This is a genomic window from Streptomyces sp. DSM 40868 (genome assembly GCF_011820545.1).
Taxonomy (GTDB): domain Bacteria; phylum Actinomycetota; class Actinomycetes; order Streptomycetales; family Streptomycetaceae; genus Streptomyces; species Streptomyces eurythermus.
Window position 1 is genome coordinate 3962147 of the sequence record NZ_CP050504.1, and the last position, 21604, is coordinate 3983750.

The 21604-nt window shown below is 73.8% G+C and carries 15 protein-coding genes and 7 pseudogenes; 10 read left to right on the forward strand and 12 right to left on the reverse strand.

The genetic code is table 11. The features are described from left to right. Positions 1 to 17: 17 nt before the first annotated feature. The gene (locus HB370_RS17840; protein WP_030779246.1) at positions 18 to 2603 is read right to left on the reverse strand and encodes a bifunctional FO biosynthesis protein CofGH; all 2586 of its coding nucleotides are present in this window, start codon (positions 2601 to 2603) and stop codon (positions 18 to 20) included. A gap of 164 nt (positions 2604 to 2767) precedes the next feature. Here HB370_RS17840 and HB370_RS17845 point away from each other — a divergent pair, with 164 nt between their 5' ends. Then, positions 2768 to 4186: a CehA/McbA family metallohydrolase gene (locus HB370_RS17845; protein WP_030779249.1), complete on the forward strand. Its 1419-nt coding sequence runs from the start codon at positions 2768 to 2770 to the stop codon at positions 4184 to 4186. Here the strand turns inward: HB370_RS17845 and HB370_RS17850 are convergent. Genes HB370_RS17850 through HB370_RS17865 form a run of 4 tightly spaced genes read right to left on the reverse strand, consistent with a single transcriptional unit; the run spans position 4155 to position 7196 of the window. Beyond that, a complete protein-coding gene (locus HB370_RS17850; RefSeq protein ID WP_030779252.1) occupies positions 4155 to 4541 on the reverse strand; it encodes a hypothetical protein in 387 nt (128 codons plus the stop codon). The two genes, HB370_RS17845 and HB370_RS17850, sit on opposite strands and share 32 nt — an antisense overlap. Positions 4542 to 4563: 22 nt before the next feature. Next, positions 4564 to 5121 carry a protease inhibitor I42 family protein gene (locus HB370_RS17855; protein ID WP_051815499.1) on the reverse strand — a complete coding sequence of 186 codons (558 nt, stop codon included), beginning with the start codon at positions 5119 to 5121 and terminating at the stop codon, positions 4564 to 4566. 10 nt (positions 5122 to 5131) lie between these two features. Next, a complete protein-coding gene (locus tag HB370_RS17860) occupies positions 5132 to 6745 on the reverse strand; it encodes a hypothetical protein (protein ID WP_030779258.1) in 1614 nt (537 codons plus the stop codon). Between the two features lie 10 nt (positions 6746 to 6755). Continuing rightward, positions 6756 to 7196 carry a hypothetical protein gene (locus HB370_RS17865; protein ID WP_051815501.1) on the reverse strand — a complete coding sequence of 147 codons (441 nt, stop codon included), beginning with the start codon at positions 7194 to 7196 and terminating at the stop codon, positions 6756 to 6758. A 238-nt stretch (positions 7197 to 7434) separates the two neighbouring features. Here HB370_RS17865 and HB370_RS17870 point away from each other — a divergent pair. The 3 genes and pseudogenes from HB370_RS17870 to HB370_RS17885 form a co-directional block, all read left to right on the forward strand. Further along, a pseudogene (locus HB370_RS17870) lies at positions 7435 to 7659 on the forward strand (amidohydrolase); the annotation flags it as partial. A 271-nt stretch (positions 7660 to 7930) separates the two neighbouring features. Then, positions 7931 to 10894, forward strand: a complete 2964-nt coding sequence (locus HB370_RS17880) for a BTAD domain-containing putative transcriptional regulator (RefSeq protein WP_030779268.1) — start codon at positions 7931 to 7933, stop codon at positions 10892 to 10894. 206 nt (positions 10895 to 11100) lie between these two features. Then, positions 11101 to 11286, forward strand: coding sequence for a hypothetical protein (locus HB370_RS17885; RefSeq protein ID WP_030779271.1), 186 nt, complete (start codon positions 11101 to 11103; stop codon positions 11284 to 11286). A 146-nt stretch (positions 11287 to 11432) separates the two neighbouring features. Here HB370_RS17885 and HB370_RS17890 read toward each other — a convergent pair. Then, positions 11433 to 12002, reverse strand: a pseudogene (locus tag HB370_RS17890) (fatty acid--CoA ligase family protein); the annotation flags it as partial. On the opposite strand from HB370_RS17890, the pseudogene HB370_RS17895 reads away from it, so the two are divergent. Further along, positions 11982 to 12714 (forward strand): annotated as a pseudogene (locus HB370_RS17895) (enoyl-CoA hydratase/isomerase family protein); the annotation flags it as partial. The pseudogenes HB370_RS17890 and HB370_RS17895 sit on opposite strands and share 21 nt — an antisense overlap. Here HB370_RS17895 and HB370_RS17900 read toward each other — a convergent pair. Together HB370_RS17900 and HB370_RS17910 are read right to left on the reverse strand one after the other, a co-directional pair. Next, positions 12639 to 15050: a serine/threonine-protein kinase gene (locus HB370_RS17900; RefSeq protein WP_030779273.1), complete on the reverse strand. Its 2412-nt coding sequence runs from the start codon at positions 15048 to 15050 to the stop codon at positions 12639 to 12641. The pseudogene HB370_RS17895 and the gene HB370_RS17900 overlap by 76 nt on opposite strands. 178 nt (positions 15051 to 15228) lie before the next feature. Further along, on the reverse strand, positions 15229 to 15963 hold the full coding sequence (locus tag HB370_RS17910) for a VOC family protein (RefSeq protein WP_030779276.1): 735 nt from the start codon (positions 15961 to 15963) through the stop codon (positions 15229 to 15231). Between the two features lie 134 nt (positions 15964 to 16097). On the opposite strand from HB370_RS17910, the gene HB370_RS17915 reads away from it, so the two are divergent. Beyond that, complete coding sequence (locus HB370_RS17915; RefSeq protein ID WP_030779279.1) at positions 16098 to 16733, forward strand: TetR family transcriptional regulator; 636 nt, start codon at positions 16098 to 16100, stop codon at positions 16731 to 16733. Between the two features lie 94 nt (positions 16734 to 16827). Here the strand turns inward: HB370_RS17915 and HB370_RS17920 are convergent, their stop codons facing one another. After that, positions 16828 to 17280: an Lrp/AsnC family transcriptional regulator gene (locus HB370_RS17920; protein ID WP_030611911.1), complete on the reverse strand. Its 453-nt coding sequence runs from the start codon at positions 17278 to 17280 to the stop codon at positions 16828 to 16830. A gap of 82 nt (positions 17281 to 17362) precedes the next feature. Between HB370_RS17920 and HB370_RS17925 the strand changes: the two genes are divergently transcribed. Continuing rightward, entirely contained in the window at positions 17363 to 18037 is a 675-nt protein-coding gene (locus HB370_RS17925) for a LysE family translocator (RefSeq protein WP_030779282.1), read from the forward strand. Here HB370_RS17925 and HB370_RS17930 read toward each other — a convergent pair. After that, a pseudogene (locus HB370_RS17930) lies at positions 18034 to 18375 on the reverse strand (nitroreductase family deazaflavin-dependent oxidoreductase); the annotation flags it as partial. The gene HB370_RS17925 and the pseudogene HB370_RS17930 overlap by 4 nt on opposite strands. Before the next feature lie 3 nt (positions 18376 to 18378). Between HB370_RS17930 and HB370_RS17935 the strand changes: the two are divergent. Beyond that, positions 18379 to 18606 (forward strand): annotated as a pseudogene (locus HB370_RS17935) (acetyl-CoA acetyltransferase); the annotation flags it as partial. A gap of 70 nt (positions 18607 to 18676) precedes the next feature. Continuing rightward, positions 18677 to 19345 carry a pyridoxal 5'-phosphate synthase gene (locus HB370_RS17940; protein WP_030779288.1) on the forward strand — a complete coding sequence of 223 codons (669 nt, stop codon included), beginning with the start codon at positions 18677 to 18679 and terminating at the stop codon, positions 19343 to 19345. A gap of 38 nt (positions 19346 to 19383) precedes the next feature. Here HB370_RS17940 and HB370_RS17945 read toward each other — a convergent pair. Then, positions 19384 to 19715 (reverse strand): annotated as a pseudogene (locus HB370_RS17945) (OB-fold domain-containing protein). Further along, a pseudogene (locus HB370_RS17950) lies at positions 19712 to 20112 on the reverse strand (DoxX family protein). The pseudogenes HB370_RS17945 and HB370_RS17950 overlap by 4 nt, the downstream one beginning before the upstream one ends. A 171-nt stretch (positions 20113 to 20283) precedes the next feature. On the opposite strand from HB370_RS17950, the gene HB370_RS17955 reads away from it, so the two are divergent. Beyond that, positions 20284 to 21543, forward strand: a complete 1260-nt coding sequence (locus HB370_RS17955) for an NAD(P)/FAD-dependent oxidoreductase (protein ID WP_051815504.1) — start codon at positions 20284 to 20286, stop codon at positions 21541 to 21543. Positions 21544 to 21604: the final 61 nt, after the last annotated feature.

Sequence of the window (21604 nt, forward strand, 5' to 3'; positions counted from 1 at the left end):
GGGTCGGACAATCGTACTCAGTCCAGGACCGGCAGCAGATCGGGCAGGTGCCCGTCGGACGCCTCGGCGACCCGCTGCCGCTCCTCGGGGACCTCGCCGTAGAGGGTGGTGCGCGGCCTGGCCGGGCGGCCGGCCGCCTCGGCCACGGCGATCAGGTCGCGGATCGACTTGTACGAGCCGTAGGAGGAGCCCGCCATGCGGGAGATCGTCTCCTCCATCAGGGTGCCGCCGAGGTCGTTCGCGCCGGAGCGGAGCATCTCCGCCGCCCCCTCCGTGCCCAGTTTGACCCAGCTCGTCTGGATGTTGGGGATCCAGGGGTGGAGCAGGAGCCGGGCCATCGCCGTCACCGCCCGGTTGTCCCGCATGGTCGGGCCCGGGCGGGCGATCCCCGCCAGGTACACCGGGGCGTTGGTGTGGATGAACGGCAGGGTCACGAACTCGGTGAAGCCGCCCGTCTCCCGCTGGATGCCGGCCAGTGCCCGCAGATGGCCGAGCCAGTGCCGGGGCTGGTCCACATGGCCGTACATCATCGTGGACGAGGAGCGGATGCCCAGCTCGTGCGCGGTTCTGATCACCTCGATCCAGGTGGCCGTGGGCAGCTTGCCCTTGGTGAGCACCCAGCGGACCTCGTCGTCCAGGATCTCCGCCGCCGTGCCGGGGATGGAGTCCAGGCCCGCCTCCTTGGCGGCCGACAGCCACTCGCGGATCGACAGGCCGGTGCGGGTCGCCCCGTTCACCACCTCCATCGGCGAGAAGGCGTGCACGTGCATGCCCGGGACGCGCTCCTTGACCGCCTTCGCGATGTCGAAGTACGCGGTGCCCGGCAGGTCGGGGTGGATGCCGCCCTGCATGCACACCTCGACCGCGCCGACCTCCCACGCCTGCTGGGCGCGGTCCGCCACCTGCTCCAGCGACAGCGTGTAGGCGTCGGCGTCCGTGCGGCGCTGGGCGAAGGCGCAGAACCGGCAGCCGGTGTAGCAGACGTTGGTGAAGTTGATGTTGCGGGTGACGATGTAGGTGACGTCGTCGCCGACCACCGACCTGCGCACGTCGTCGGCCACCCGGCACAGCGCGTCCAGCGCCGGGCCGTCCGCGTGCAGCAGGGCCAGCGCCTCGGCGTCGGTCAGCCGGGTCGGGTCGTCGGCGGCCGTGCGCAGCGCCTCGCGCACATCGGCGTCGATCCGCTCCGGGGCCATGCCGGGGGCCGCCGCCTCGCGCAGCGCCTCCCAGTCGCCGTAGACCTCGTCGAAGTCGGCGCGCCGGTCGCCGGTGCGGCCCTCGCTGTCGATGGCCGTGTGCAGGTCGGTGCGGCCGGTGGCGGTGAACACCTCCTCCGGCTCCTGCCAGGGGCGGCCCTCCACGACCGCGTCCGGCAGGGCCAGGCCCGTCTCCGGGTCGGCGAGGGCGGACACGTGCGGGCGCAGCCGCGGGTCCAGCCAGGGCTCGCCCCGGCGCACGAACTCCGGGTAGACGCACAGGCGTTCGCGCAGTTCGAAGCCGGCCGCCCGGGACCGCTCGGTGAGTTCCTCGATCTGCGGCCAGGGGCGCTCGGGGTTGACGTGGTCGATGGTCAGCGGGGAGACCCCGCCCCAGTCGTCGATGCCGGCGCCGATCAGCCGCTCGTACTCGGCGTCGACCAGGTTCGGCGGGGCCTGGAGGCAGGCGCTCGGGCCCATGATGTGCCGGGCGACGGCCACCGTGGCGACCAGGTCGTCCAGTTCGGCGTCCGGCATGCCGCGCATCGCCGTGTCCGGCTTGGCGCGGAAGTTCTGGATGATCAGCTCCTGGATGCCGTGGTAGGCGCGGGCCACCTTCCGCAGCGCGAACAGCGACTCCGCGCGCTCCTCGTACGTCTCGCCGATGCCGATCAGCAGGCCGGAGGTGAACGGCACGGAGGAGCGGCCGGCGTCCTCCAGGACGCGCAGCCGGACGGCCGGTTCCTTGTCCGGGGAGCCGTAGTGCGGTCCGCCGGGCTCGGACCACAGCCGGGTCGCGGTCGTCTCCAGCATCATGCCCATGCTCGGCGCGACCGGCTTCAGCCGCTGGAAGTCCGTCCATGTCATGACGCCCGGGTTCAGGTGGGGCAGCAGGCCGGTCTCCTCCAGGATGCGGATGGAGATGGCGCGGACGTAGGCGATGGTGTCGTCGTAGCCGTGCGCGTCCAGCCACTCGCGCGCCTCGGGCCAGCGGTCCTCGGGCTTGTCGCCGAGGGTGATCAGGGCTTCCTTGCAGCCGAGGGCGGCCCCCTTGCGGGCGATGCCCAGCACCTCGTCGGGTGACAGGAACATCCCGTGGCCGGCCCGGCGCAGCTTGCCGGGGACGGTGGCGAAGGTGCAGTAGTGGCATTTGTCCCGGCACAGCCGGGTGAGGGGGATGAAGACGCTCTTGGAGTACGTGATGACGCCGGGCCTGCCCGCCGCCTCCAGGCCCGCGTCCCGCACCCGGGCGGCGGAGGCGGCGAGGTCGGTCAGATCCGCACCGCGCGCCTGGAGAAGCACCGTCGCCTCGGCGACGTCGAGGGCGACGCCGTCCCGGGCACGTTTGAGGGCGCGACGCATGGAGTTCTCGGTGGGGCCGGTTCCGGAGGTCGCGGAAGTCGTCATCCCTTGAGCATACGGTCGCGGTGATCAATGCCGACGGGGGTGGGGCGCCGCGGTGGGGTGCTCGCCGTGGGTACGTGCGGGTTGTCCGTGGCTGGTCGCGCCCGCGCGGCGGAGCCGCGAATTGATACTTTCCCGGGCCCCTTTGGTGCGCCTACGTTGGGCGGGTGACGACCTTGCGCGGCACCTTCGCACCCGGCTCACCCGACTTCGCGTATCTCCCCTTCGAAGTCCCGCCGGGCACAGCAGAGTTGAAAGTCGCCTACACCTACGACAAACCCCCCGTCCCGCCCGGTACCCCCGGCAACGCGCTCGACATCGGGCTGTTCGACCCGCGCGGGACCGAGGTCGGCGGGCGGGGGTTCCGGGGCTGGTCGGGCGGGGCGCGGAGCGAGTTCTTCGTGCGGGCCGACGCGGCGACCCCCGGGTATCTGCCCGGGCCGCTCACCCCCGGCACCTGGCACATCGCCCTCGGCCCCTACACCGTCGCCCCGCAGGGGCTGGCCTACGAGGTGACCGTCACCCTGACCAAGGGGGCGGCCGGTGAGACACCCGAACCGGTGTATCCGCCCAGCCGGGCCCGGGGGCGGGGGCGGGACTGGTACCGGGGCGACTGCCACCTGCACTCCTGGCACTCCGACGGCCGCCGCACCCCCGCCGAGATCGCGGCGCTGGCCCGCGCCGCCGGGCTGGACTTCGTCAACAGCTCCGACCACAACACCAACGCCGCGCACCCCCACTGGGCCGACGCGGCCGGTGACGACCTGCTGGTGCTGCTCGGCGAGGAGGTCACCACCCGCAACGGGCACGTGCTCGCGCTCGGCACCGACCCGGGCACCTTCGTCGACTGGCGCTACCGGGCCCGCGACGGCCGCTGGGCGCACTTCGCGCGGGCGATCCGGCGGGCCGGCGGTCTGGTCGTACCGGCCCATCCGCACGGTGACTGCGTGGGCTGCTCCTGGCGGTTCGGGTTCGCGGAGGCGGACGCCGTCGAGGTGTGGAACGGGATGTGGACGCCCGACGAGGAGCTGGCGCTCGCGGGCTGGGACGCGCGGCTGGTGGCGGCGGCGCGGGGCGAGCGGGCGTGGCTGCCCGCGATGGGCAACAGCGACGCCCACCGGGACCCGGACGTGGTCGGGCTGCCGCAGACGGTCGTCCTCGCCGACGGCCTGACCCGGGAGGCGATCCAGGAGGGCCTGCGGGCCGGGCGGTCCTACGTGGCCGAGTCGCGCCATGTCTCGCTGGACTTCTCCGTCACCGCGGAGGGAGGCGGGCGGGCCGGGATCGGGGAGCGGCTGGCGGTGGCCCCGGACACCCCGGTGACCGTGCGGCTCCAGGTGTCCGGCGCGCCGCGCTGCGCGGTGCGGTTCCTCACCGACCAGGGCCTGGTGTTCACCGGCGAGCCGCTGCCGGTGTCCGGCACGGGGACCGTGGAATGGCGCACCTCCCCGGCCCGCGCGGCCTATGTCCGCGCCGAGGTGCGGCACGAGACGGCGCCGGGTCCGGTGCCGGGGGCGATGGCCGCGTTCACCAACCCGGTGTTCCTCGGGCCGGTCAGCGGCGGATGGCCCGGCGCAGCGCGATGATCTCGGCGACCGCCTCCAGCCAGCGGGCGGCGCGTTCCTCGGCCTGAGGGGTGGCGGCGGCCGGCGCGGCGCCGGCCAGCCACTGACGCAGCAGGGCGGCCGGTTCCGGGGAGGGCAGCGGCTCGGGCAGCTCGGCGGCGTACCCGAGCCCGCCCGCCCGGACGATCCCGGCGAGGAACACCAGGGAGCGGGGCAGTACGCCGAGCCGGTCCAGGGTGACCGCGGCGGCCACCGCCCCGTCGCCGAACAGGGCGGTGCGGGAGGCGTCCTGGGTCAGGCCGTGGCGCAGCAGGGCGGCGACGTCGGTGGCGGCCAGGACCTCGTCGTCGGTGCGGGAGTCGGGCGCAGGGGGCATACGGGCCTCGGTTCCGGTCCGGTCAGCGGACGGTGATCGTGAAGACGTAGAAGCCGGCGCCGGTGCCGTGGGCGTGCGGGTCGGCGGTCAGCGTGGGGTACGGGGACGGCGACCCGCCGGGGCTGGGGCCCAGGGTGGAGCGGTCGCCGGGGCCGGGGCCGGTGCACGTGTGCAGCGGGCAGTGCAGCAGCCGTACCCTCGTACGGCCCTCGGCCAGCGCGGTGAAGTCGAAGGAGCGGGTGGAGCCGGTGCTGCCGTCGGCCTCTCTGTTGTCGCCGGTGGTGTGCTCGCCCCGGGAGGCCAGCACCGCCTTGTCGGGCCGCGGGTCGGCGAGGTACCAGTGCTCGCCGAGGGTGGGGGCCGAGGGGACGGTGAGGGAGAAGCGCTCGCCCGGCCGTACGGTGATGTCGCGCCGCTCGATGCCGTACTCGGTGCCGCCGCCCGGTGTGGCCCGCAGGGTGCTGGTGCTGCCGACGGTCGGGGCGGGCGCGCCGGTGGTGCCGCCGTCCGTGCCGCAGCCGGTGAGGGCGAGCAGGGCGAGGAGCGCGGCCGGGGCGAGCCGGGTGGTGCGGGAAGTCATGGTCGGTCTCTCAGTCCTGGGGCAGGTGCACCGCGTAGGCGTCGGGCAGCTGGCTGTTGCTGGCCTTCGCCATGCCGCCGTTGACGAAGTCGTCCTCGCTGACCCAGGTGGTCTGGCCCCACGGGTTGTAGATCTCCAGCTTGTCACCCTCCTGGCCGATGATCATCATGGCGTGTCCGTGCCGGGTGCCGTCCGCCTCGTAGCCCTCGACGCCGATCGGCACCGGCCTGCCCTCGGCCACCGCCTTCTCTATCTCCGGCAGGACGTTGCGCCGGGCGTCCGCGCTCTTGACCTCGTGCAGCTCGTAGGCGCTTCCGGTCTCGGGGCTGATCTCCTTGTTGACGACCTCGGTCTTGCCCTCGAGGACCATGCCGTCCCAGTTGGCGCCGCCGTGGCCCTCGGTGTGCACCCGGTGCTGTTCGTCCACCAGGCGGCGGCGGAAGGCGGCGGGGTCGTTCTCCTGGCCGCTGGGGCCGCCGGTGAGCGAGAGGGCGTAGACGGGGTCGACCATGGCGCGGGCGGTGACCGTGGAGGAGGCCACACAGGTGCCCTCGCGGCCGTCGCCGCCCTGCGCCCACTGCTGGCCGCGGAAGCTCTGCAGGTCGGTGTTGACGTTGGCGCCGCTGCCCGCGTCGACGCCCTCGTCCTTCAGGCTGTCGCCCTGGGTGACGATCGGGGACAGGTGCTGCTGGAGCCAGGCCGGGTCCTTGCCGTGGATCTTCCGGCCGAACGTCTCGATGTCGTCCACGCTGTGACCCGCGGCGAGCGCCTTCATCAGGTACGCCTTCTCCTGCGGGGACCCGGCGCCGGCGAGGAGGTGCTCCATCCGGGCCCGGTCGGCCGCCGGCAGCCGGTCCATGGCCTGCCCGGAGCGCTCCAGGTCGCCCGCGGTGAGGATCTCGTTGTAGTCGGCGGCGCCGGCCTTTCCGCTGGTGTCGGCGAGCATCAGCCGGTCCACCGCGGACAGTCCGCCGGTGCGCATCTTCCCGGCGCGGGCCTCGGCCGCCCACTTGTTCAGGTCCCGGGTGGCGGCGCGTACGGCGTCGTCGGCGGCGACGGCGGCCTTGTGCATCAGGTCGACGCCGTCGGTGGCGGCCGACCGGGCCGCGGCCAGGGCCTGCTTCTCCTCGTCGGTCTCGATCATGCGGTCGACGACGTCGAAGAAGCCCTCCCTCGGGCCGAGTCGCTGTCTGGCCTGGTCCAGGCGGGCGCGGCCGTCGGCGTCCTGCCGCCGGGCGTGGCCGAGGGCGTCGGCGAGCGCGAACAGCGCCTTGGCGCCGCCGTCGAACGCCTCGGCCATGTCCGTCGCGGCCCGCGCGGCGGCGGCCACCCCGTCGGAGGCGAGGACGCTCGTCTTTCCGGTCCACACCTCGGGCAGGCCCTTGCGGGCCACCTTGTTCACCCGGTCGTGCAGATCGCCGGCCTTGTCGACCTGGCCGCGGTAGCGCTTGCCCAGCGCCTCCAGGGTCGCGGGGTCGCCCTGCGGCGCGGGGACGAACAGGGCGCCGTCGATCTGGTCCAGCAGGTCGTTCTTGGAGGCGGCCTTGGGGATGCTGTCGCGCAGGCCGGACAGCCAGGAGCGGCGGGCCGCCGGGGAGTCCAGCGGGCCGAGGAATCCGGTCATCGTCGGCCTCTCAGTAGCGGGAGAGGGCCGACGGCCGCTCGGCGTACACGGGCATGGTGGTCACGGCGCCGCCGCCGGCCGGGGTGGGCATCGTGGTGACGGCCCCGCCGCCCGCGGGGGTCGGCATCGTGGTGAGGCCGCCGCCGGGGACGGCCGCGGCGCGGGTCGCCACCGTGTGGTCGGCGCCGCCGTACGCGCCCTTGGCGAGGCGGACCTTGCCCGCCAGCTCGTGCAGCGCCGACTCCAGCGTGGTCGCCTCCGACTCCCAGGCGGCGGCGAACGCGTCGAACGCCGCCGCCGACTCGTCGCCGCCCAGCGTGTCCGCGGACTGGTTCCCGGCGGGGCGTACCGCCTCGGCGACGTGCCCGGCGTCGTCGCCCGCGCCGTCCAGTTCCGTCGACTGCCCGGCCATGCCGGACCTGACCGTGTAGCCGTCCGTGGACGCGCCCATGAAGCTCCCCCGTCGCGTTGATCCCTGGCTGCGGGAGGCTAACACGCCTGGTCCGGGGGGCCGTCGGGGTGTCACAGGCCCCGCACGGGCCCGCCACACCCTTCACGCGCGGGCCGGGTCGGCCCGGCCGCACCAGCGTCTGGACCTCGGTCTCCTCCATCAGCGCCTTGTGCTGGGTCGGTGTCGCACCGGCCGCCGGGACCGTCAAGGGACGACGGCCGGTTCAGCGGTATCAGCCCGGCTGGACACCGCAGTCGGCTACGCCAGGGACGAGGTCCGGCTGGAGGTCATCACGTACGAGCGGATACGGGCCGGGTCGTACGACGTGTCCGCGCGCCTCGCCGACACGGACGTCACGTACGTCCGGTCCGCCCTGTGCTTCCCCACCTTCCCGCGCTTCTGCGGGCAGCCCTTCGCCGAGGCCGCCGACAAGGAGCAGCCGGCCCTGCTGTGCGTGCGCGCCGATCAGGGGCCGGCACAGGTTCTCGTGGGTCCACCGGTCGCCGACCGGCCCGTCGTCCCCCCGGGGTGCCCATGACGGGCTTGGAACGGCCGCCCAGGACCGCGTACGGGCCGTCCTCGGCGGGCGAAGGGGTGTGAGAACCCTGTGGAACGCGTGAGGGCCTTGTGACCCGTGGCCGCGCCCTTGTGATCGGTGTCTCGCACGGCTGACGCAACCGCCCGGAACAAGGCAAACTGACGGGGTTGTTCGTGACGCCGAGGGGGACGAACGCATGGACGGTGGGCCGCGAGTACCCGAGCAGCGGCGCGCCGGCTCCGCGGGCACCGCGGAGACCGGCACGCTGCGCTTCGGCGTGCTCGGTCCGGTGCGGGCCTGGCGCGGCGAGAAGGCGCTCGGCACGGGCTCTCCGCAGCAGCGCGCCCTGCTGGCCGCGCTGCTGCTGCGGGAGGGCCGTACGGCCACGGCGGCCGAGCTGATCGACGCGCTCTGGGGATCCGAGCCGCCGCCCCAGGCGCTGGCGGCGGTGCGCACGTACGCGTCCCGGCTGCGCAAGATCCTGGACCCCGGGGTCCTGGTCAGCGAGTCCGGCGGGTACGCCGTGCGCGGGCTCGGCGAGGGCGCGCTGGACATGTCGAGGGCGCAGGACCTGGCGGCGGAGGCGGAGAAGGCGCGGGGCGCCGGCGACCTCGGCACGGCCCGGGGGCTGCTGCGGCAGGCGCTGGCGCTGTGGGACGGCGAGCCGCTGGCCGGGGTGCCCGGCCCGTACGCGGAGACCCAGCGGGCCCGCCTGGAGGAATGGCGGCTGCAACTCCTCGAATCCCGCCTGGACATGGACCTGGAGCAGGGCGGCCACGCCGAGGCGGTCTCCGAACTGACCGCCCTGACGGCGGCGCACCCGCTGCGGGAACGGTTGCGCGAACTCCTCATGCTGGCGCTCTACCGCAGCGGCCGGCAGGCGGAGGCGCTCGCGGTGTACGCGGACACCCGCCGCCTGCTGGCCGAGGAACTCGGGGTCGACCCGCGCCCCGGCCTCAGCGACCTCCAGCAGCGCATCCTGCGGGCCGACCCGGCCCTGGCCGAGCCCTCGGCGCCGGTGACGGAACAGGCGGCGGCGCCGGTCCGGCCCGCCCAGTTGCCCGCGACCGTGCCCGACTTCACGGGCCGCGCGTCCTTCGTCGCCGACCTGAGCGCCGTGCTGTCCTCCGCGTCCGAGGCGGAGGGCCGGGTGATGGCGGTGTCCGCGCTGGCCGGCATCGGCGGCGTCGGCAAGACCACCCTGGCCGTGCACGTCGCCCACCGCGCGCGGTCCGCCTTCCCCGACGGGCAGCTGTACGTCGACCTCCAGGGCGCCGGTCCGCGTCCCGCCGAACCGGAGACGGTCCTCGGGTCCTTCCTCCGGGCGCTCGGCACGGCGGACTCGGCGATCCCGGACTCCCTGGAGGAACGGTCGGCGCTGTACCGCTCGGTGCTGGACGGCCGGCGGGTGCTGGTCCTGCTGGACAACGCCAAGGACGCGGCCCAGGTACGGCCGCTGCTGCCCGGCACCGAGGGGTGCGCGGCCCTGGTGACCTCGCGCGTGCGCATGCTGGACCTCGCGGGCGCCCATCTGGTCGACCTCGACGTGATGTCCCCCGACGAGGCCCTGTGCCTGTTCACCAAGATCGTGGGCGAGGAGCGGGTGGCGGCGGAGCGGGAGGCCGCGCTCGACGTCGTGGCGGCCTGCGGCTTCCTGCCGCTGGCGATCCGCATCGCCGCGTCCCGCCTGTCGGCCCGCCGCACCTGGACCGTCTCGGTCCTCGCCGCCAAGCTCGCCGACGAACGCCGCCGCCTGGACGAACTCCAGGCGGGCGACCTCGCGGTCAAGGCCACGTTCGAACTCGGCTACGGCCAGCTGGAGCCGGCCCAGGCCCGCGCCTTCCGCCTCCTCGGCCTGGCCGACGGCCCCGACATCTCCCTCGCCGCCGCGGCAGCGGTCCTCGACCTCCCCCCGGAGGACACCGAGGAACTCCTCGAATCCCTGGTCGACACGTCCCTCCTCGAATCCGCGGCCCCCAACCGCTACCGCTTCCACGACCTGGTCCGCCTCTACGCCCGAGCCTGCGCGGAACGCGACGAGGCCCGCCCGAGCGAACGGGAGGCGGCGATGTCGCGGTTGCTGGACTTCTATCTGGCGACGGCCGCACGGGTGTACGCGATCGAACGCCCGGGGGACCGGACGGTGGATCACCTTCAGGTGACCGAGCAGTCGGGCCAGGCGTTCAGCGACGACGGAAAGGCCCTGGACTGGCTGCACGCCGAGGCCGCGTGCATTCTCGCCTGCGCCCAACAGTCCCTTGCCCAGGGAAACCTGCGACGAGGAGTCGACCTCCTGCTGGCTTCCAAGGACTTGGCGGAATCGGGTGCCAGTTCGCTTCACTACGAGACGGCGACCCGGGCGGCCCGTGACGCCGCCGACGCATTGGGCGATGCCCTCGCAGCCGGCCGTGCTCGCGTGACGCTGACGCAAGTACTGATCAAGTCGGGACAGTTCGATGAGGCAGCTGTCCAGGCCCAAGAAGCCATCGCCTTGGGCAAGGCCGCGAACGACCCGTGGACGAGTGCCAACGCACCGAACGAACTGGGCATCATCGCCATCTGCAGGAACGACCACGCCGCCGGTGAAGCGCATCTCCTCAGAGCCATCAGTGCCTTTCGTGATGACGACAACCGCCCCGGAGAGGCCAGCGCCCTGTGCAACCTCTCGCGCGTGCTCGTCTCCATGGACCGGGTCTCCGCGGGAATCGACCTGGTCCAGCAGGGGATCGCCATATACGACGAGTTGGGGCTGAGCGTGCGGCTTGCCAACGCGCGGTACGCCCTGGGTATTGCCCTGGGTCATACAGGTCGCAGCGAGGAGGCGTTGGAGCAGCTCACTGAAGCGCTTCGCATCTTCGTCGAGAACCGACAGCGCCTGTGGGAGGGCACGACCCACTTCCGTATCGCCCAGGTCCACCTGTCGGCTCAGAGAGCCACCCAAGCGGCCCTGCACGCGGAACAGGCACTCAGTACCGGATGCATCGGCGGTGACTGGATGCGCGCCAACGTCCTGACTCTCCTCGGCAAGTCGCTGCACGCACTCGGGCAGGTTGACCGCGCCCGGGCCTGCTGGAGAGAAGCGCTCAGCATTCATGAGGCGTCGGAGGCGGTCGAAGCCATGGAAGTCCGTCGTCTGCTCAACCCCTTGGCGACGGCCTGACCAGCCAGTCCATGACGTTCATCGAACGTTTATGGCGTGCTGCCACTCTCATCGCATCGACCCGTCGCGTCGGGGGGCAGACGGATCGGAATGGGCCCCACAGCTATGGTGAACGGCCCAGAACGCTCGCTCGGCGACCCACGGGGGAGTTGCCGGGGGAGCGTTCCCCGAATCTCTGTGCACGAACTTCTGGGGAGGTCCCAGCCATGAGCGAAGCCAAGACCACCGAAGCGGACATCACGACGCTGGACAGTCACGCACCGGCCCCGCCCATCTCGGACAAGCCGGCAACCACGAACGACAGCCACGCGCCCGCACCGAGTGAGGACGCCATCACGACGCTGGACAGCCACGCACCGGCCCCGCCGGCGCTGGACCTGAACAGCAAGTAAGCCACCAACCCGACGGGGGATCGGCCGCGGCGGCGCGGAGGGGGAGTCGTCGTGGCCGGGGTGTGAACGGGGGGTCGAGGGGCCGGGCCTGGGGGGGGCTCGGCCCCTTGGCGCGTGCGCTTTCGGGGGGGGCAGGGCCTCGTTGGCAGTTGTCCCTTCAGTACCTTTCCGCTCGCGTTCCGGGGGAGGGACGGGAGGAATGGCACTGATCTCGGGATGTTGTAGTTGGCCATTTCGTGGCGGGACCAGGTGGTCAAGGTCTCCGGGGTCAGGGGCGAGCCGGGGCGGGGGACCACGTAGGCCTTGGCGACCTCGCCCAGGCGGGGGTCGGGGACGCCGATGACCGTCGCTTCGGTGACGTGGGGGTGGGTCAGGAGGCGGCGTTCTCTTTCGGCGGGGTAGGCGTTGAAGCCGCCGACGATGAACATGTCCTTCAGGCGGTCGGTGATGCGCAGGTTGCCCGAGGGGTCCAGGACGCCCACGTCGCCCGTGCGCAGCCAGCCGTCCGGGGAGATCGCCTCGGTGGTGGCCCGGGGGTCGTCGTAGCCGCGCATGACGGTGAACCCGCGGACCAGGACCTCGCATGGCGGCCGCGGGGTGCCGTCGGTGTCCGCCACCCGCACCTCGGTGCCGGGGATCGCCCGTCCGGAGGTGGACGCGATCACGGACGGCTCGTCGCCGCGGCGGCACAGGACCGGCTCGACGCCGTCGGCCTGGGGATGGCCGACGGATCGCGGGAAACCTGGCGGACGCTGCGGTTCGCGGAGCGGGTGCGGGCCGTCGTGCTCACCGGGGCCGGGGAGCGGGCCTTCCGCACGGGCATCGACCGGGACGCCGTCGTACCGCAGCCCCCGTCGCCGTACATGCGGGACGATCCGCTGCTGGACGTCGCGCCGAAGGCGAACGGGCTGTGGAAGCCGGTGGTGGCCGCCGTGCGCGGGATGGCCTGCGCCGGGGCCTTCTACCTGCTGGGCGAGAGCGACTTCGTCGTGGCCGACCCGACGGCCGTGTTCTTCGACCCGTACACCACGTACGGCATGGTCAGCGCGTACGAGTCCACGCTGATGGCGCTGCGGATGCCGTACGGGGAGGCCCGCGGATGATGCTGATGGGGACGGCCGAGCGGATCTCGGCGCGGCGGGCCCACGAGATCGGCCTGGTCTCCGAAGTGACCGAGGAGGGCGGGGCGTTGACCGGTGCGGCCCGCTGTGCCGCCGTACTCGCCGGGTATCCGCCCGAGGGGGTGCAGGGGACCGTGCCGGCCGGCGGCAGGCGGAGCTGTTCGCCGGCCGGCGGCGGGAGTACCGGGTGCGCCAGCCGGCGACGGGAACACCCGGTGCCGCCCGGGGGCGTCAGGTGGTCCGCGCCGTGCCCGTGCCCTTCTCCGCGTCCAGCGCGTACACGCACCGGTCCTTGCTGCACGCGTAGACCACACCGTCCCTGACCACCGGGGAGCCGGTGATCTCGCCGCCGGTCGCGAGCTTCCAGCGCAGCCGGCCGTCGTCGGCCTTCAGGGTGTACAGGAGGTGGTCGGTGGAGCCGAAGTGGATACGGCCCTCGGCCACCGCGGGCGCGCCCACGACGTCGCCGCCCGCCTGGAAGCGCCACTTGGGGGTGCCGGTGACCGCGTCCAGGGTGTACAGGCCCTTGCCGCTGCCGACGTGCACATGCCCGGCGGCGACCAGCACCGGATCCACCGAGGAGCGGGCCTCGGTGGCGATGCGCCAGCGGTCGCGGCCGTCGGCGGCGTCGAGGGCGTAGACCGTGCCGAGGTAGTCGGCGAGGTAGACACCGCCGCCGGTGACGGCCGGGCCGGGGGCGAAGGCGGGCGGGCTGAGGAAGACCGCCGGGGCCTCGAAGTGCCAGCGCACCCGGCCGCTCACCGCCTCCACGGCGAGGACGCGGGTGCCGGCCGAGATGTAGACGCACCCGTCGGGCGCCGGGGCCAGGCGCACCGGGACCCCGCCGCAGGAGGCCGCGTCGCCGATGGGGTACGACCAGCGCTCCTCGCCGGTACGGGCTTCCAGCGCGCGCAGCCGGGCGTCCTGCCAGACGTAGACCGTGCCGTCGTGCACGACCGGGCCCGCCTCGGGGGACTCGAAGTCGGTCTGGCAGCCGGTGATCTCCCACAGCTTCCGCCCGCTGGACGCCTCCCACGCCTGGACGCCGCCGCCGCGGGTGCCGGTGACGACCGTGCCCCGGTCGGCCTTGAGGCAGTACACCCAGGCGTCCGTGGACAGCCGCCACAGGTCGGTGCCCTCGCGGGCGTCCAGCGCGTACAGGGTGGGGCCGTCGGAGGCGTGGATACGGCCGTCCGCGACCGCCATCGACCAGGCGACGTCCCGGGTCTTGAAGCGGCGGCGGCCGGTGGCCACGTCCAGGGCGTGCACCTCGAAGGAGGTGACGTAGACCAGGTCGCCGGCCACGGCCGGGGTGCCCCACACGTCGTTCGACATGCGGAACCGCCAGGGCCGCCAGCCGCTCGCGGGCTCCGGGGGCACGGGCGGGGCGGGCGGTACGGCGGGGTCGGCGGTGGCCGTGCCGGGGCGGGGCCGGGACCAGCTGGCCACCAGGCCGGCCTCGGGCGGCGGCGCCTTGACGGCGGCGGCGCGGGCGTCGGCGACCCGGGGTCCGGGGCCGATGGGGACGGAGGCGCCGGCCAGCCGGACCGGGCCGGTGTCGGGGGCGCCGACCGGGACCGGGACGGGGGCCGAGGGCGCCACCGGCATGGGCGCGGGGCCCGGCATGGACACGGGCGCCGAGGGCGGCACCGGGACCGGGGGGTCGTACGGCGGGGGCGGGGGCACCGTCTGCCGGACGGCGGCGCGCGGGCCACCGGTCGGGGCCGGGGCGGGCGGTACGGCGGGGCGTCCGCCGCGGCGGGCCTCGATCAGCGCGACGGCCTTCTCCGGCAGCCAGGCGGAGGCGGTGCCGCTGTCGTCGGAGCCGGAGCCGAACAGGTGCGGGGCGAGCTGGGCCTGGAGGTCGGCCGGGGTGGGCCGGGCGGTGGCCTCCATCTGCATGCACGCCTCGATCAGCGGGCGCAGCTCGTCCGGCAGGCCGGTGAGGTCGGGGCCCTCGCGCAGCAGCATGAAGACGGTCTCGACCGGGTTGGCGCCGTGGAAGGGCGGGTGTCCGGTGGCCGCGAAGACGAGGGTGGAGCCGAGGGAGAAGACATCGCTGGCGCCGGTGACGCTGCGGGAGTCCTTGGCCTGCTCCGGGGACATGTAGGCGGGGGTGCCGACGGCGACGTTCGTCATGGTCAGCCGGGTGTTGGAGACCCCGGAGGCGATGCCGAAGTCGATCACCCGGGGGCCGTCCTCGACCACGAGCACGTTGGAGGGCTTCAGGTCGCGGTGGACCAGCCCGGCACCGTGGATGGACTGGAGGGCCTCGGCCACGCCCGCGGCGAGCCAGCGTACGGCCTGCGCCGGCAGCGGCCCGCACTCGTTCACTATCTCTTCCAGCGAGGGCGCGGGGACGTAGGCGGTGGCCAGCCAGGGCACGGCGGCGCGGGGGTCGGCGTCGACCACGGCCGCGGTGTAGAAACCGGAGACCGCGCGGGCCGCCTCCACCTCACGGGTGAAGCGGACCCGGAAGAGCTGGTCCTCGGCCAGTTCGGTGCGCACCGTCTTGATCGCCACGCGCCGGCCGGACGCCGAGCGCGCGAGATAGACCAGCCCCATGCCGCCGGCCCCCAGCCGGCCCAGCACCTCGAACGGCCCGATCCGCCGCGGATCGTGCTGCGTCAGCTGATCCACCACTTGCCTGCCACCTCCCCGTACGAGCCGCGCCACCCCATATGTACGCGACCGAAGTGCAGCGTCTCACCACCGCACCGCCATGGCGGCACGCACCCCGATTCTTCCTGGCCGGGCGGCTGGTTGCGAACCCGGTGACAGTCGGGGTGTCTCACATTAATTCATCCCAAAAGCGGATGGATCACCGCTGGAGCAGCGCGAACGACGCCCCCTGATTGTCGGTGACGACGGCCACCCTGCCGTACGACGCGGTGAAGGGCGGCGCCTGCACCCGGCCGCCGAGCCGCCGGACGGTCCCGAGGGCGTCGTCCAGGTCCGCGACCCCGAAGTGGGCGACGAAATGCGGGGGCATCTCGGCCGGGAACACCTCGGTGACGTCCGCGCGGCCGAAGTCGGGCGCGGCACCGGAGCCGAACAGGGCGTCGTGGAAGAGGTCGCCGTAGAAGGCGTTGGCGGCGGCCGTGTCCCGGGTGTACAGCTCGGCCCATACGAAGGTGCCCGGCGCGCGCCGCCGCCCGAAGCCGCGGTGGGTGCCGGGCTGCCACAGCCCGAACACCGCGCCGCCGGGGTCGGTGGCCAGGGCGGCGGTGCCGAGGTCGCCGACCGGGTACGGGTCCGTGATCAGCCGGCCGCCGGCCGCCGTGAGCCGCCGGGCGAGGGCCTCGGCGTCCGGGGTGGCGAAGGAGACCGTCCAGACGGTGGGCATACGGCCGTCCGTCTTGGGGGCCAGCGCCGCGACCCGGTCCCCGTCCAGCAGCGCCCACACCGCGGAGCCGTACGCCTCCTGGAAGGTCCACCCGAAAAGCTCACCGTAGAACCGCTTGCCCGCCTCGACGTCGGGCAGCTGGGCGTCGACCCAGCAGGGGACGCCCTCCCCGTATGTCTCTTCGTTCGTGGATGCCCTGTTTTCGGCCATGCGGCAAAAGTAACCGGGACGCGCGCAAGCCGCAGACCAGGCACACCACCCCCGATCCCCCCGCGCACCCCATTTGCAGTCGGCCGAATCGCGCTCCCATCACCCCTCGGTAAGCTGACGGCATGACAGGACAAGTGCGTACCGTCGACGGCCGCGTGGCCGGCCGGCGTGGGCAGGCGACCCGGCAGAAGCTGCTCGACTGCCTCAGCGAGATGCTCAGCTCCTCCCCCTACCGGGACGTCAAGGTCATCGATGTCGCCCGGAGGGCGGGCACGTCGCCCGCGACCTTCTACCAGTACTTCCCCGACGTCGAGGGCGCCGTCCTGGAGATCGCCGAGCAGATGGCGGCCGAGGGCGCGGGGCTGACCGAGCTGCTCGAAGGGCGCGCCTGGACCGGCAAGTCGGGCTGGCAGACCGCGCAGGAACTCGTGGACGGGTTCCTGGACTTCTGGCGCCGCAACGACGCGATCCTGCGGGTCGTGGACCTGGGCGCGGCCGAGGGGGACAAACGGTTCTACAAGATCCGTATGAAGATCCTGAACTCGGTCAACAACTCCCTGGCCGACTCCATCGCGGAACTCCAGGCCAAGGGCCGGGTGGACAAGGACGTGAACCCGGCGGCGGTGGCCGGTTCGCTGGTCGCGATGCTCGCGGCGGTGGCGGCCCACCAGAAGGGGTTCACCTCCTGGGGCGTGAAGCAGGCCGAACTCAAGCCGAACCTGGCGCTGTTGGTGCACCTGGGCGTGACCGGCAAGAAGCCGTCCAAGTAGGCGCCCCACGTCCTTCGCAGCCCTTTGCCCCCTTTACACAGTCCAAGTCCTGTCACGCGGGCGGTGGTTCATCCCCTGAACCACCGCCCGCCGTCTATGCGGGCAGCGGACGGTCCCGCACCACGTGCTTCATCACCAGCGTCGAGGTGAGCCGCTGCACCCCCGGCAGGGTCGCGAGCCGCTCGTCGTACAGCCGCTGGAAGGCGGCCAGGTCGGCGGTGGCCACCCGGAGCAGATAGTCCGGTTCGCCGAACAGCCGCTGCGCGTCCAGCACATGCTCCAGTTCACCGACCGCCCGCTCGAACTCGGCGACCGTGTCCCGGTCCTCCTGGCGCATGGACACGAAGACCAGCGCCTCGAAGTTCAGGCCGAGCGAGGCCGGGTCCACCACCGCGCGGTAGCCCCGGATGGCGCCGGCCCGCTCCAGCTCGCGCAGCCGCCGGTGGCAAGGGGAGACGCTGAGCCGCACCCGGGCGGCCAGCTCGGTCACGGTCAGCCGCCCGTCCTGCTGGAGCTCGGCAAGGATTTTCCGGTCTACGTCGTCCATGGAGAAGATCTTTGCGCACAACTCGCGATCATGAGCAAACTTCGGGAACACTTTCGGGTAATTCGCGCCTAATGTGCCCGACATGGACTCGGGACTGCTCTTCTCCTTCCTCGCCGTGGACCTGTTGCTGGTGTGCGTACCGGGCGCCGACTGGGCGTACGTCATCACGACCGCCCTGCGCGGCGGCCCGATACCGCGCGCGGTGGCGGGCCTGGTCTGCGGCTACGCCCTCCACACCGCCCTGGCCACGGCGGGCCTGGCGGTCCTGGTGGCCGGCTCCCCCGGCCTGCTGACGGCCGTGACGGTGGCGGGCGCGGGATACCTGCTGTGGCTGGGCTGGGGAGTACTGCGCCGGCCGGCGGTGCCGGGGGCGACGGGACCGGCGGCCACGGGGACGGCGCCCGGGGCGACGGGCCCGGCGGCCACGGGGACGGATGCGGCGGCGGCCGACGGCCGGCCCTTCCTGCGCGGTGCGACGATCAGCGGCCTGAACCCCAAGGGCCTGCTCCTCTATCTCTCCGTACTCCCCCAGTTCCTCACCCTGCGCGGCGCGCACCTCCCCGTCCCGGCGCAGACGGCGGCGCTCGGCCTGCTCCACATGGCGTGCTGCGCGGCCGTCTACCTCACCGTCGGCGCCCTCGCCCGCGCCCTCCTCGCGGCCCGCCCGGCGGCGGCCCGCGCGGTGACCCGGACCTCGGGCGCGGCGATGCTCGGCATCGGAGCGTTCCTGCTCGTGGAACGGCTCGCGACGCTCTAGGGTTCCCGCGCCTCCGGCTCGCGCCGCGTGAGCCGGAAGAGACGGATCTCGCGCTCCACCCGGGACTGGTACACCGCGTACGGCGGCCAGAAGGCGAGGGCCGTCTGCCAGGCCGTCGCGCGTTCCGCTCCGGTGAGGAGACGGGCCGTGACCGGGATGTCCCGGACCTGCCGGTTGATCGTCGCGTCGGGGTGGGCGAGGAGGTTGCGGGTCCAGGCGGGGTGGTCGGGCCGGCCGAAGTCGGACCCGATCAGCAGCCGGCCGCCGCCCTCCTCCGGCACACAGGCCAGCGGAGTGCGGCGGGGCAGTCCGCTGCGCGCACCGGTGGAGGTGAGGAGCGGGTACGGGGCGGGGAGCTGCCGGTGAACACCGACGGGGGCGGCCTGGCGGCCCGGCATCCGGGGATGCGGGGGCTGTTCCTGCTGGTGGAGGCGGTACGGCGGCTGCGGGGCGAGGCCGGGGAGCGCCAGGTACGGGCCCGGGACGGCGCCCTGCCCCGGCTGGGCGTGGCCTCGGGCACCGGCGGCTGGTTCTGCTCCTCGGGGACGGTGGTGCCGGGCCGGGAGTGAGCACGGGGCTGTGAGAGAGTCCACCGGTGCCGGCGGGACTGGGCGGGGCACCGGCGGTGATACTCCCCCCATGGCACAGCACGATCTTCACGAACTGCTCCGCTCGCTGCGGGTCTGGGACCCCGAGGTCACCCGGCTGCCGCCGTTCGACCCGGACACCGCCCCGCCCACCCCGCTCGCCCTGTTCACGGACTGGTTCGCCGACGCGGTGGCGGCGGGGCAGCCGGAGCCGCACACCATGTCGCTGGCGACCTCGGACGAGGAGGGCCTGCCGGACGTGCGGATCGTGATGCTGCACGGCGCCGACGCGGACGGCTGGTCGTTCGCCACGCACGCCACCAGCCGCAAGGGCCGCGCGCTGGCCGCCCGGCCGTACGCGGCCCTCGCCTTCTACTGGCCGGTGCTGGGCCGCCAGGTACGGCTGCGCGGACCGGTCGCCTCCGCGCCGGCCGAGGAGAGCCAGGCCGATCTGCACGCGCGGTCCACAGGCGCGCTGGCCGCCGCGCTGACCGGCCGGCAGAGCGAGGAGCTGGACTCGCTCGCGGAGCTGCACCGGGCCTCGGAGGCGGCCTGGGAGCGGGCCCGGGAGAATCCGGCGGAGCCGTCGCCGACCTGGACGCTGTACCGGCTGCGCCCGCAGACGGTGGAGTTCTTCCAGGGCGACCCGGAGCGGCGGCACGTACGCCTGGAGTACCGCAGCACCGGGTTCGGCTGGAGCCGGACACTGTTGTGGCCGTGAGGAGTGCCCGCCTCTGCGGCCGATGCGCGCGCCCTCCGTCAGGACGGTGACACCGCCGGCCGGAACACCGGGATGCCGTCCCGGAAGGTCACCGTCAGCGGTATCCCGGCCCGTACCGCGTCCGGCGGGCAGTCCACCGGTTCCGTCATCATCCGGGGGCCCTCGGCCAGGTCGACCACCGCGGCCAGGTAGGGGGTCCGGCCGGTGAACGGGGGGAGGTCGTTGTGGTGGACGGCGGACCAGGCGTAGAGGGTGGCCCGGCCGCAGGCCCCGCAGCGGCGGATCAGCAGCCGCCCCGCGCCACCGCCTCCCAGTAGGGGCGGGTGAGGGCGCCGGGCTCGGGCAGGTCGGGGCGCGGGCCGGTCGTCACAGCCACCCCAGCGCCGCGTCGAGCGACCAGGTCTGCCAGGACATGCCGAAGAGGCCGACGGCGGAGATCAGGGCCATCATCGAGTTCTGGCCCTGTTCCGTCCAGTCGTGGATCATCAGCACGAAGTAGACGTCGTTCAGCAGCAGGCCGCCGATCAGGGTGGCCGGGGTCGGGAACCCGGTGATCAGGCCGAGTCCCAGGGCCAGTTCGGCGTAGGCGACGACGCAGGCCATCAGTTCGGACGAGGGCGCACCACCGTCTCGAAGCCCGCGCGGACCGGCGCCCAGCGGTGTCTCGCCGCCACGTCCGCCGCGCAGGCGATGCCGCCGCCCCGCTCGAACCAGGCCCTCTTGTCCTTGTGCCGCCAGCTCTCCAGCCACCACAGGCAGAGACCGATGCGTCAGATAATGGGGGAAGCCGCCCACCCGTGAGTCGACCCGCCCAAGAAGCCCCGGACGCGGGCCCGTTCACGTCCGGCGCACCCTTCCCGCACACCCGTGATCAATCCGCAACCAATTCCGGTCTTGACCGAGACCCATCAAGCGGGCGGGTGATTACGCTCCCGCTCATGGCCGCCTCCCGTCCCGCCGACGCCCCCCGCCCGCCGCTCCCCGCCGACCCCCCGGTCTATGTGATCGGCGCCGGACCGGGCGGCCTGGCCGTGGCCCGGGAGCTGCGGGAACGGAACGTACGGGCCGTGGTCCTGGAGAAGTCCGACCGGGTCGGCGCCTCCTGGCGCGGCCACTACGACCGGCTGCGGCTGCACACCACCCGGCGGCTGTCCGCGCTGCCCGGCCTGCCCATGCCCCGCAGGTTCGGGCGCTGGGTGTCCCGGGACAACGTGGTGCGCTACCTGGAGAAGTACGCCGAACACCACCGGCTGGAGATCGTCACCGGGGTCGAGGTGCACCGCGTCGAGCGGACCGCGGACGACGGCGGATGGCTGCTGCGCGCCTCCGGGGGCCGGGAGCTGACCGGCAGCGCGGTGGTCGTCGCCACCGGCTTCAACCACACCCCGCGACTGCCCGACTGGCCGGGCCGCACGGAGTACGCCGGGGAGCTGCTGCACGCCGCCCGGTACCGCGACGCGGCTCCGTACCGGGGGCGGGACGTGCTCGTCGTCGGCGTCGGCAACACGGGCGCGGAGATCGCCGTGGACCTGGCGGAGGGCGGGGCCGCGCGGGTGCGGCTCGCGGTACGCACGCCCCCGCACATCCTGCGCCGCTCCACCCTCGGCTGGCCCGCCCAGTACACCGGCGTCCTCGTCCGGCGGCTGCCGGTACGGCTGGTCGACCGGCTCGCGGGGCCGGTGGGGCGGCTGAGCACGCCCGACCTGTCCGCGCACGGGCTGCCGCGCCCGGTCACCGGCCTGTACAGCAGGGTGAAGCAGGGGGCGATCCCGGTGCAGGACGTCGGCCTGGTCGACGCCGTCCGCACGGGCAGGGTGGAGGTCGTGGCCGCCGTGGAGGCGTTCGAGGACGGCGCGGTCGTCCTCGCCGACGGCAGCCGGATCACACCGGACGCGGTGATCGCGGCCACCGGGTACGTCCGCGCGCTGGAGGGGCTGGTCGGGCACCTGGGGGTGCTGGACGGGCGCGGCCGGCCGGTGGTGCACGGCGGCCGTACGCACCCGGGGGCGCCCGGCCTGTTCTTCACCGGGTTCACCAACCCGATCAGCGGGATGCTGCGGGAGCTGGCGATCGACGCGGGACGGATCGCGAAGGCGGTGGAGAAGACGGTCACGAAGGCGGCCGGGAAGGCGGTCACGAAATCGGCCGCCAAGTCTGCCGCGAAGCCGGCGGGCACATCGGCGGCGAAGTCGGTCTAGACGGCGGCCGCGAGAACGCGGGCGCGAAGCCGGGGGGCGGGCCGGGGGGCGTGTCGGGCGC